The sequence below is a fragment of the Marinobacter bryozoorum genome (assembly GCF_023156245.1).
In the GTDB taxonomy this organism is placed as follows: Bacteria; Pseudomonadota; Gammaproteobacteria; order Pseudomonadales; family Oleiphilaceae; genus Marinobacter; species Marinobacter bryozoorum.
This window is the reverse complement of the sequence record NZ_JAKZAH010000005.1, coordinates 41,425-52,470: the sequence shown is the minus strand read 5'-3', so window position 1 is coordinate 52,470 and position 11,046 is coordinate 41,425. Positions and strand designations below refer to the sequence as shown.

At 61.0% G+C, this 11,046-nt stretch carries 8 protein-coding genes; 6 read left to right on the top strand and 2 right to left on the bottom strand.

Features of this window, described 5'->3' with window-relative positions:
- Positions 1–966 carry an AAA family ATPase gene (locus tag MLC59_RS04430; RefSeq protein WP_248231241.1) on the bottom strand — a complete coding sequence of 322 codons (966 nt, stop codon included), beginning with the start codon at positions 964–966 and terminating at the stop codon, positions 1–3.
- A gap of 159 nt (positions 967–1,125) precedes the next feature.
- Here MLC59_RS04430 and MLC59_RS04425 point away from each other — a divergent pair, with 159 nt between their 5' ends.
- The 3 genes from MLC59_RS04425 to MLC59_RS04415 all read left to right on the top strand — a co-directional run bounded on the left by MLC59_RS04425 (position 1,126) and on the right by MLC59_RS04415 (position 8,409).
- Positions 1,126–5,991 (top strand): NAD-glutamate dehydrogenase, encoded by a 4,866-nt coding sequence (locus MLC59_RS04425; protein ID WP_248231240.1) that lies wholly within the window; start codon positions 1,126–1,128, stop codon positions 5,989–5,991.
- 112 nt (positions 5,992–6,103) lie between these two features.
- Positions 6,104–7,204, top strand: a complete 1,101-nt coding sequence (locus MLC59_RS04420) for a class I SAM-dependent methyltransferase (RefSeq protein ID WP_248231239.1) — start codon at positions 6,104–6,106, stop codon at positions 7,202–7,204.
- A complete protein-coding gene (locus MLC59_RS04415; protein WP_248231237.1) occupies positions 7,201–8,409 on the top strand; it encodes a class I SAM-dependent methyltransferase in 1,209 nt (402 codons plus the stop codon). Before MLC59_RS04420 ends, MLC59_RS04415 begins: the two co-directional genes overlap by 4 nt.
- Here the strand turns inward: MLC59_RS04415 and MLC59_RS04410 are convergent.
- Positions 8,388–9,002: a riboflavin synthase subunit alpha gene (locus MLC59_RS04410; protein WP_248231236.1), complete on the bottom strand. Its 615-nt coding sequence runs from the start codon at positions 9,000–9,002 to the stop codon at positions 8,388–8,390. The genes MLC59_RS04415 and MLC59_RS04410 overlap by 22 nt on opposite strands.
- A gap of 243 nt (positions 9,003–9,245) precedes the next feature.
- On the opposite strand from MLC59_RS04410, the gene MLC59_RS04405 reads away from it, so the two are divergent.
- The 3 genes from MLC59_RS04405 to MLC59_RS04395 are packed head-to-tail and all read left to right on the top strand — an operon-like array spanning position 9,246 to position 11,017.
- The gene (locus tag MLC59_RS04405; RefSeq protein ID WP_248231234.1) at positions 9,246–10,100 is read left to right on the top strand and encodes a hypothetical protein; all 855 of its coding nucleotides are present in this window, start codon (positions 9,246–9,248) and stop codon (positions 10,098–10,100) included.
- A complete protein-coding gene (locus MLC59_RS04400; protein WP_248231230.1) occupies positions 10,081–10,272 on the top strand; it encodes a hypothetical protein in 192 nt (63 codons plus the stop codon). The genes MLC59_RS04405 and MLC59_RS04400 overlap by 20 nt, the downstream gene beginning before the upstream one ends.
- A gap of 55 nt (positions 10,273–10,327) precedes the next feature.
- Positions 10,328–11,017 (top strand): TetR/AcrR family transcriptional regulator, encoded by a 690-nt coding sequence (locus tag MLC59_RS04395; RefSeq protein ID WP_248231228.1) that lies wholly within the window; start codon positions 10,328–10,330, stop codon positions 11,015–11,017.
- Positions 11,018–11,046: the final 29 nt, after the last annotated feature.

Sequence of the window (11,046 nt, the reverse complement as noted above, 5' to 3'; positions counted from 1 at the left end):
TCAGGCGCTCACCGGAACCCGTTCCAGCAGGCGCTGGACTGCCTGGTCCGGGGTTATGCCGGCGGCTTCCGCCTCGAAGGTCAGGATAAGCCGGTGACGCATGACATCCGGAGCCACGGCCCGCACGTCATCCGGTGTGACGTAGTCACGACCATCCAGCCAGGCCAGGGCCCGGCTGCAACGGTCCAGGGCGATGGTGGCCCGGGGGCTGACACCGAACGACAGCCAGCGCCCGAGGTCGTCGTCCAGCGCCTGTGGGTCACGGGTAGCCAGCACCAGGGCCAGCACATAGTCTTCCACCGCATCGGCCATGAATACGTCACTCACTGCGATCCGTGCCTCACTGACCTGGTCGGCTGTAACCGGCGTGGGGGCGGGTGCCCCGGAGGTCCGTGCCTGCTGACGCACAAGGTGGAGAATTTTCCGTTCGGCCGCTGGCTCCGGATAGCCAATGGTAACGTGCATGAGGAACCGGTCCAGCTGAGCCTCGGGCAAGGGGTAGGTGCCTTCCTGCTCGATGGGGTTCTGGGTGGCCATGACCATGAACGGTTCCGGTAGCGGAAAGGTACGCATGCCAACACTGACCTGGCGTTCTCCCATGGCCTCCAGCAGGGCGGACTGCACCTTGGCGGGCGCGCGGTTGATCTCGTCAGCAAGCACCAGGTTGTGAAACACCGGGCCGCGCTGGAACTCGAACTGACCGGTTTCGGGCCGGAAGATTTCGCTGCCGGTTACGTCTGAAGGAAGCAGGTCAGGGGTGAACTGGATGCGGTGAAAGTCGCCGGTCAGGTGCTCTGCCAGCGCCTTGATGGCGGTCGTCTTGGCGAGCCCGGGTGCGCCTTCAACCAACAGGTGGCCGTCGGCCAGCAGGGTGATCAGAAGGCGCTCGACAAGGGCGTGCTGACCAATGATTCGTTCCGCGAGGTGCTGTTTCAGCTCGCCGAAAATCTGTTGCAGGGAAGGCATGGGGCTGACTACTCCGGAAGTAAGGATATCTCGGTTTTACCGTATGAAGTTTTCGCGAATTTACAGCAAATTATCAAGGGTTTGACTATGATGGAGTTACCATTCGTTCACATCAGTGCCGGCCGCTCGCGGCGGGCACCCGAACTACAGAGGTGATTGATGAATACCCTGACCGTGACCAGCAAGGATCAGTTCCTCGAGCAGCTGAACGAGGAATTATTCCGCAAACTGCCAAACAAAGAAGCGGAACGGATCAGTCACTTCAGTCGTCAACATCTGATGCACCTGCCCCTGGATGAACTGCTCAGCCGGGCATTCCATGATACCTATGGTTCTGTGCTGGCGGCCTGGCAGTTCCTGCAGCAGCGACCCGAGGGCAAGACACCGGTCAGTGTGTTTAATCCTGACCTGGAAAGCGATGGCTGGCAGTCTACACACACGGTTATCTTCATTCTGCATCCAAACATCCCGTTCCTGATTGACTCGGTTCGCATGGCCATCAACCGGCGGGATATCGGCACCCACACCATCCATCACTCGATCCTGACGGTGGAACGTGACAAGGACGGTGGCCTGGTGTCACTGGAAGCCCCTGATGAAAGCGACGGTGGCCGCCACGAAGCCTTTATTGTCCTGGAAATCGACCGCCACAGCGACGAGAAGGACCTGACCAACCTGGAGCACTTGCTGCAGGAAGTGCTGCATGAGGTGCGTATCGTGGTGTCTGATTTTGACGCCATGAAGCAGAAAGCCCTGGAGATCGCAGGTGAACTGGACAGCTCGCCTGCCGATATCACCCCGGATGACGTGGAGGAGGCCAGGGCCTTCGTGGACTGGTTGATCGACGATCACTTCACCTTCCTGGGCTATGACGAGTACGACTTCGTCGGCGACAAGAAGGGCACCAATGTCTGCCGGGTGGAGAATTCCGAACTGGGTATCCTGCGAGTGAACAATGAACGCAGCGCCAAGGTGGCCATGCGTGAGCTGCCACGGCGCACTCGCAGCCAGATGACCCGTACCGATGAACTGTTTATTTTCGCCAAGTCAGCGCAGCGGTCACGGGTGCATCGCCCGGCCTACCCGGACTACATCGCGGTGAAAAAATTCAACAGCAAGGGCGAAGTGGTTGGCGAGCGGCGTTTCCTCGGCCTTTATACCTCCCGCGCCTACAGTGGTCGCCCTGAGGACATCCCGCTGCTGCGCCGCAAGGTCGAGGCCGTCGTCGAGCGCTCCGGCTTCCTCAAGGACGACTATGCCGGCAAGGAGCTGGATCAGATTTTGACAGTCTATCCCCGGGACGAGTTGTTCCAGATTGAGCTTGAGGAGCTGTACCAGACCGCCCTGGACATACTCTACATCCAGGAACGTCGCCAGATCCGCCTGTTCATGCGTGAGGACGTATACGGCCAGTTTGTCACCTGCCTGGCCTTCTTCCCGCGGGATATCTACAACACCGAGCTTCGCTTACGGGTAGAAAACGTCCTGTGTGACCACCTGGAAGCTGACGATATCAGCTTTGTCACGCACTTCTCTGAATCAGTGTTGGCCCGGGTGCAGTTTACGATCCGCGTACCCCGTAAAGGCAGCCGTCGGCTGCCGGTGGCAGAAATCCAGGAACGGGTAATCGAACTGGCCCAGTCCTGGCGAGAGGGCCTCTCGGAGGCACTGCATGAAACCTGGGGCGAGGAGCGTGGCAACGAACTGATGCGCTGCTACGCATCGGCTTTCCCTGCCAGCTACCAGGATATGTTCTCCCCCCGCCGGGCGGCGATTGACCTGGAACATATCTGTGCCGTGTCTGAAGGCCGTCCCATGGCCATGAGCTTCTACCGGGCGCTGGAAGAAGAGGGGAACACGGTTCACTTCAAATTGTTCAATCCCACCGAGCAGCTGCCCCTGTCCGATGTGATGCCGATTTTCGAGAACCTGGGGTTCCGGGTGATTGGCGAGCATCCGTTTGAAATCGTGGACCATGACGGAAAGGTGGTATGGATCCATGATTTCTCGCTCCAGGCGCGCTCCGGTACAACGGTGGACATCCACCGAATCCGGCCGATTTTCGAGGAGCTGTTCGAACGGGTCTGGTTCGGAGAAGCCGAGAACGACGCTTTCAACCGGTTGTTGCTGGCGGCCTATATGGGCTGGCGTGATATTGCCATCCTGCGTACCTATGCCCGGTATATGCGGCAGATTCGCTTCAGTAACAGTCAGTCATTTATCGCCACTACCCTGGTGAACCATGTCGGACTGGCGAACCTGGTGCTGCAGATGTTTGATACCCGGTTGAACCCGGGTCGCCAGCAAAGCCAGGCCAAGAGCGAGGCCGCCCAACAGAAGCTGGAGCTGGAATTCAATGCCGGCCTGGATGAGGTGGAGAACCTCAGTGAGGACAGGGTGCTGCGGCTATACCTGGAGCTGATACGTGCCACCTTGCGAACCAACTTCTTCCAGCGGGGCAGTGACGACCAGCCCAAACCCTACATCAGCGTCAAGCTGGACCCGGCGAAGATCCCGGACATGCCACTGCCGCTGCCGATGTTCGAGATCTTTGTCTATTCCCCACGGGTAGAAGGGGTTCACCTGCGGGGGGGCAAGGTGGCCAGGGGTGGCCTGCGCTGGTCTGACCGTTTCGAGGACTATCGCACCGAGATACTGGGCCTGGTCAAAGCCCAGCAGGTGAAAAATGCGGTGATTGTGCCAGTAGGGGCCAAAGGTGGCTTTGTCGCCAAGCGCCTGCCGGACCCGTCCGACCGGGAAGCGTTCCAGGCGGAGGGGATCGCGGCCTACAAGACGTTTATCCGGGGCCTGCTGGACATTACCGACAACCTGGTGGACAGCGGCATACAGCCGCCCCGGGAAGTGGTTCGCCATGACGGCGATGACCACTACCTGGTGGTCGCCGCCGACAAGGGCACCGCGACCTTCTCGGATATCGCCAATGGCCTGGCGGCAGAATACGGTTTCTGGATGGGGGATGCCTTCGCATCCGGGGGCAGTCACGGCTATGACCATAAGAAAATGGGCATTACCGCCCGTGGTGCCTGGGTGTCTGTAGAGCGTCACTTCCGGGAGCTTGGCATCAACCCGGCCAACGACACCTTCTCGGTCATCGGTATCGGCGATATGGGTGGCGACGTGTTTGGTAACGGTCTGCTGCGCTCTGACAAGGCACGGATGGTAGCGGCGTTCAACCATATGCACATCTTCGTGGACCCGGACCCGGATCCGGCCAGCAGCTTCGCCGAACGCAAGCGTCTGTTCGAAATGCCCCGGTCATCCTGGGCAGACTACGACGAGTCGCTGATTTCTGAAGGCGGCGGGGTATTCAGCCGCAGCGCCAAGTCCATTCCGGTGAGCGCGCAGATGAAGAAACTGCTGGGCATCAAGTCGGACCGGGTGCCGCCGAATATGCTTATCACCCACATTCTCAAGGCGCAGGCGGACCTCTTGTGGATTGGCGGCATAGGCACCTATGTGAAGTCTGCCCATGAATCCAATGCCGAAGTCGGTGACAAGGCCAACGACGGCCTGCGGATTAATGGGCGCGACCTGCATTGCCGAATTGTCGGTGAAGGGGGCAACCTGGGCATGACCCAGTTGGGGCGAATGGAGTTCGCCCTCAACGGTGGTCGTCTGAACACGGACTTTATCGATAACTCCGGTGGCGTGGACTGTTCCGACCACGAAGTAAACATGAAGATCCTGCTTAACAGGGTTGTGGTTGCCGGTGACCTCACGGAGAAGCAGCGTAACCGCATGCTCGAGGAGATGACCGAGGAGGTCGCCGACCTGGTGCTGGCCAACAACTACCGCCAGACCCAGGCGCTCAGTGTGGCCAATGAGGAGGCGGCCGGCCGTATGGAGGAGTACCGGCGCCTGATTAATGGCCTCGAAGCCGACGGCAAGCTTAACCGTGAACTCGAGTTCCTGCCCGATGACGAAGCACTGGAGGAGCGCAAGGCCGCGGGCAAGGGCCTGACGCGACCGGAACTGGCGGTGCTGATTTCCTATGTGAAGGGTGACCTGAAACAGGTCCTGATCGACAGTGACCTGCCAGATGATCCGTTGCTTGTCTCGGAGATGTACAAGGTCTTCCCGCGGCCAATGGTCGAGAAATTTCCGGCCGAGCTGGAGGCCCACCAGCTGCGCCGGGAAATCATTGCTACCCAGATAGCCAATGACATGATCAACCACATGGGAATCACCTTTGTGGACCGGCTGATCCAGTCCACCGGCGCTGATGCCCCGGCCATCGCCCTGGCCTGGATCATCGCCCGGGATGTGTTCAGTCTGGACACCTGGTGGCGCAAAATCGAGGAACTGGACTACCAGGTACCGGCCAGCTTGCAGATCAGCCTGATGAACGATCTCATGCGCCTGGTTCGCCGGGCGGTGCGCTGGCTGCTGAGGAATCGTCGCAGCGAGCTCAATATCCAGTCCCACCTGGACCGGTTTACTGACAGCATTGCCAGGATTTCCGCCAACCTGCCGGACTACCTGGGGCAGGGTGCCGAAAAAGACTGGAAGGACGAGCTGGAAAAACTGGAAAAACAGGGGGTACCGGCCGACCTGGCAGCGGTGGTATCCGGCAGTTCCTATCTCTATTCCGCCCTTGGCATTATCGAGGCCCAGGAGTCGGCAGGTGTGCCCCTCAAGACGGTGGCCAACCTCTACTACACCCTCGGCGAGCGGCTGGACCTGAACTGGTTCGCTTCTGCCATTGCCAACCTCAAGCCGGCCTCCCACTGGCAGGCCCTGGCCCGGGAGAGCTTCCGTGAGGACCTGGACTGGCAACAGCGCGCGCTGACAACGGGTGTACTGAGAATGGCAGATGACTACCACAAGGTGGATGAGTGCGTGGAAAGCTGGATGGCCCAGCACGGCACCATGATCCATCGGTGGAAGAGCATGCTGGCGGAACTCAAGGGCGCGCGCCAGCCCGAATATGCCATGTTCTCGGTGGCCCTGAGGGAGCTGTTGGACCTGGCGCAAAGCAGCATACACGCGCCGCTGGCGGAATGAGCCAGGGTCTCCTCCTCCCCGAACACGGAGGAGGAGATACCGACGGATGTTGCGATTCTCTGCTGAATGCCGTTCAATTCGCCCCACCTGAAACATTGGCTGGGGGAAGGACATGACGGCAAGAAAGGCAACCAACCGGGACGAGGCCGGGGGGCGCAATGCCCTGGCGGCGCTGGAGCGAAATTCCAGCCTGCTCACAGGCCGCACAGGGTTGCTGGGTTTGCTCATTCCTGAACTGCCCGCACTGCCCCCCGGTGACGAGCCCCTGGTGATTACCGAGCATGCCGGCGTAGCGGCCGGACTGGAGCGACGCGGTGGCTGCCGTGTGCTGTTTGGCTACCAGGCCCCTGAAACGGATCAGGGCTCGCTGGACACGTTGGTGATCTTCGTGCCCAAGGCCCGCGACACCCTGAACCTGTATCTCTCCCTGGCCCGGTACCTGCTGTCAGCGCAGGGGCAGGTGGTGCTGGTGGGTGAAAAGCGCGAAGGCATTGCCGGCGCCGCGCGGCAGCTGCTGGGCCTGGCACCGGATGCGCAAAAGGTGGATAGCGCCCGGCACTGCCAGGTGTGGACGGCACGGCTGCCAGGGGCAAGTGAGCGCTTTGACCTGAGCCAATGGCTGCAGTGGCATGAGGTTGCCTGCGCAGGCACGCAGATAGCCGTCGCCGGATTGCCCGGGATCTTCAGCGACGGTCGCCTGGATGAAGGCACCGCCCGGCTACTGGAGTCCCTGGCTGAGATCCCGGTCGGCGGACCGGTGCTGGACTTTGCCTGCGGTGCGGGTGTTATCGGTGCCTGGCTCCAGGCACGTTCGCCTGGCCAGGGCCCTGTGGACGGTGTTGATGTCCAGGCCCAGGCGGTTTTCTGTGCCCGCCAGACCTATGACCGCAATAACGCCAATGGAACCATAGTCGCCAGCGATGGCCTGCCGGAAGACCTGGGCCTTTACCAGGCGGTCGTTACCAATCCCCCCTTCCATAGCGGCGTTCGTACGGATACCTCCATGACCGAGGCCTTTCTCGAGCAGGTCCGGCGCCACCTGCAACCGGGTGGGGAACTTCGGCTGGTGGCCAATCGGTTCCTGCCCTATCGGGGGCTGATCGAAGCATCTATTGGTCCCTGTAAGGTGTTGTCGGAAGACCGGCGCTATACCGTGTACCAGGCCTTCCGTGAGAAACCGGCCAGGGGACGGGACAGGAGCAGGGTACGTTGAGCCGCTCCGACCGGGAGGCCCTGTTCAGGGCAGGGGAATCCCCATTGATTCTGAACCGGCCCCATCGGGGCGGCCGTAGCCTGAGAGCCTGGGATGCCGCCGACGAACAGCTGGTGGCTGAAGCGCTCTCCAGGCTGGTGCCGGGACAGCGGGTGGCCGTGGTGGATGACAGTTTCGGTGCCCTGTCCCTGGGGATGGCCAGCTATGGGCCGGACGTGGTGGCTGACAGCGCGGCGCTGGGGGAAGGCCTTGCACAGAACGCCACCGCCAATGGCTTGCCGGTGCCCCGGGTCGTCAGCTGGGAACGGGTGCTGGCAGATGGCGACCCTGCCACCGGCACTGCGCCAGGGGAGGGCTTGTATGATGCAGTGATCCTCAAGGTGCCCCGGCAGCTGGAATACCTGGCGTTCCTGCTGCGTTGGTGCAACCAGGTGCTTGCCCCCCATGGCTGGCTGCTGACCGGGGGGATGATCAAGCACCTGCCGGACCAGGCCGTAAAGCTCTACCAGGAACTGGTGGAAACCGAAGCCGTGCTGCCGGCGAAGAAGAAGGCCCGCCTGGTTCTGTGCCGGCGTGGTGCCCCGACCCTTGCGGGCTGGGACCGGCTATGGCGCGGCTATACCCTCCAGGACCTGCCGGCACCGGTAATGGGATTACCGGCGGTTTTCGCCCGTGACCGACTCGACGTTGGTAGCCGGGAGTTACTGCCTTTCATCCGGGAGACGGTTTCGTCGCTGCCTCAGGAGGCCCCCGTACTGGACCTGGCCTGCGGCAACGGCCTGCTCGGGCTGACAGCGATGACTGAGCGCAGGGACCTTGCTGTCAGCTTTGCGGATATTTCGTCCCAGGCAATTGTCAGCGCACGGACCAATGTTACCGCCGCCGGGGTGAATATTGACGATGACCGGTGTCGGTATTTCCACAGTGACGGTGTTCCGGTCCAGTCAGGTCCCTTCCGGTTGATATTGCTGAACCCGCCCTTCCATGAGGGCGGCGCTGTGGGGGATCACATTGCGCTGCGATTATTCGAGCAAGCATCCCGGCACCTGGCACACGACGGTGAGTTACTGATGGTGGGTAATCGCCACCTAGGTTATCACCGCAGTCTGCGCCAGTTTTTCACCGGGGTGGAGCAATTGCAGGCGTCCCCCCGTTTCGTGGTGTTCCGCTGCTCCGGCCCGCGTCATGCCGGTGGACGCTCGTAACCCATCCTGGCCAGGGTGTCGACAATGGTCTGGGTCTGGCTGTCCACCTCGATGTTGACCAGGTCGCCCTCCTGTATATCAGAGAAGGTTGTGGCCCGCAGGGTTTCCGGAATCAAATGAACGTTGAAGCGACAGCTTTCCACATTCCCGATGGTCAGGCTGGCGCCGTTAATGGCGATGTAACCCTTGGGGAAGAGGTATTTCTGCCAGTCTTCCGGCACCTCGAAGGAGAGCGTGCAATTGTTCTCCGGTTGTTCCCGGCCAGTCACCCGGGCGGTACAGTGAATGTGGCCGGAGAGCAGGTGCCCGCCGATCTCGTCACCGATGCGGGCGGCGCGCTCAAAATTGACCTGGCTGCCTTGGGCAAGCTGCCCCAGTGTGGTCAGGCGCAGGGTCTCCTGCATGGCATCGAACCAGAGTCGGTGGTCCTCCTGGGCGGTGACGGTCAGACAGGTGCCATTGATCGCTACGGACGCGCCAATGGCGACACCTTCCAGACTGCCCCCCGGAAAACGGATGACAAAGGTGGTCAGCCCGGGCCGGGCGATCAGTAATTCCACCGTGGCAATGCCCTGCACGATACCGGTAAACATGGTTGCACCTCGTTACATTTCGGAACACGCAAGTGTATCTCCCCGAAGGTAAGCTATCAAAAGGTCGGTGATCAAAAAGGTTAACCCGTGGCCCGGTCGCTAAAGAAACCCGGCTGGCAGGCGATAACCTTTCAGGGCGAATGACTTTCGAAGGGCGCTGGTAACGTGCCCGGGCAACGACCCGCAGTCAGGGCTGCAGGGTATTCCGTAGTGAGACGGCTGACAGTGATGGCAGATTCCACCTTGAAAAATCGCGATACCGAACATTCGGTACAGGAGCCGGTACTTCGCCCTGGCCGGCCCGCAGACCCCGACCTTGGTGGTTCGTCAGTGCCGGCTGTCAAAGGCCAGGCTGGCACGCCTTCGCACTCCTCCGGGCAGTCAGTCGTTGAAGGCGGGCCGGGTGCACAGCAGGGCGAGGCTGGGTCTGGCAACCCTGACAGCGAGTCGCAGACCACCACGGAAACCTCCGATAGCACTGACAGCCCTGATGCTTCTGCAGAACAGGATGAGGTGGAGCGCCGCTATGCCGAATCCTACCAGCGCCGTCTGCGCCGGTTGTTACGGCAGTGTGAGCGGGTCAACCTGATGGATTTCAATCTACTGTCGCTCTCTGGCTGGCCGGACAGTTACACACTGAGTGCAGCACGCCGGCGCCGCGACAGCTGGCTGTTGTCGGCCACTGTCGCTGCACTGGTGTTTCTGAGCGGTCTCACAGGCATGGTGCCGGCCTGGCTCGCCGGCGGAGGCTTCGGTGCCTTCGTGGTCATCCTGCTGCTGGGCGTTCCGTTTGTGCGGCGGCTTTATACATCGAACCCCTCATACCTGGACCTGGTGTTCTACCGGCAACAGCTGATACGGGACGCCCGGCGCCATGTGGCCCACCTGGAAGGTGAGTTGGGACTGATCTGGCAGTGTAACGAGTTATCCGAGTTCAATCCGGCCCTGGCGGCGCCCCGGTTCAGTACCTTGCGTCATCTGTCGGAACAACGGCGATTGGCACCGTCCCTGACCCGCCGGGAGCATTTCCGGCTTTACCTGATTTTCATGCTGGAGGCCGAGAAAGCGCTACGAGCGCATGCAGGCTGCCTATTTTGAGGGGCACCATAAAGCCATTGACCGGGGCTGGCAATCGGTGGCGCAAGCCGTCACCGACTCCGGCGTGGACCAGGGACAGGCTCAGAACCCGTCAGGCGGCGCGCAAACTACGGGGCAAGGTGAGGATGTAACAGCGGACGACTCGACAAGCCAGCAGGGCAAGGAAACTTGACAGCTTTCCGTTTGAAACGTATGTTTTAAACACCTGTTTCCTGGAGGAATGTCTTGTGGCCCAGTCAGATACCGTTGACCGGATTCTCGATGCGGCGGAGGAGCTGTTTGCCGACCGTGGCTTCGCGGAAACCTCTCTCAGAATGATAACCAGCAAGGCCGGTGTCAATCTGGCAGCGGTGAATTATCATTTCGGGTCCAAGAATGCCCTGATCCAGTCCGTTTTCGCCCGTTTCCTGACACCTTATTCGGCTACCCTGGACCGGGAATTTGATGAGCTGGAAGCCCGCCCCGGCGACCGCGTCCTTACCGTGGAGGAAATTCTGGGGGCCGTAACCGGCAGCGCAGTGCGGATGCCCCAGCGCAATGAGCGGGGCATTTCCATTTTTATGCGATTGCTGGGGCTGGCCTATACCCAGTCCCAGGGTCACCTGCGGGAGTACCTGGAAGAGGAGTACCGGGAAATATTCAGCCGCTTCATGTCCCTCCTGAAACAGGCCACACCGCAGCTCACCTCCGTGGATCGTTACTGGCGTATCCAGTTCATGCTGGGAGCCACTGCTTTTACCATGTCCTCCAGTGATGCCCTTCGCGATATCCTGCATACCAAGACCGGTGTGGAAACACCGATCCAGGAAATCGCTGCCCGCCTGATACCATTCCTGGCCGCAGGCATGCAGGCACCGGACCTGATGATGGTGCCCCGGCCAGAGGCCACCGTTTCCGCTAACCGGGCTGCGGACTGAACCCGCCTCCCGGCGAGTTTGCAGTTGCC

Excerpts from the sequence above, each read along its gene's own strand:
- MLC59_RS04430 (WP_248231241.1), bottom strand. The coding sequence starts at position 966 with ATGCCTTCCCTGCAACAGATTTTCGGCGAGCTGAAACAGCACCTCGCG.
- MLC59_RS04425 (WP_248231240.1), top strand. The coding sequence starts at position 1,126 with ATGAATACCCTGACCGTGACCAGCAAGGATCAGTTCCTCGAGCAGCTG.
- MLC59_RS04420 (WP_248231239.1), top strand. The coding sequence starts at position 6,104 with ATGACGGCAAGAAAGGCAACCAACCGGGACGAGGCCGGGGGGCGCAAT.
- MLC59_RS04410 (WP_248231236.1), bottom strand. The coding sequence starts at position 9,002 with ATGTTTACCGGTATCGTGCAGGGCATTGCCACGGTGGAATTACTGATC.
- MLC59_RS04400 (WP_248231230.1), top strand. The coding sequence starts at position 10,081 with ATGCAGGCTGCCTATTTTGAGGGGCACCATAAAGCCATTGACCGGGGC.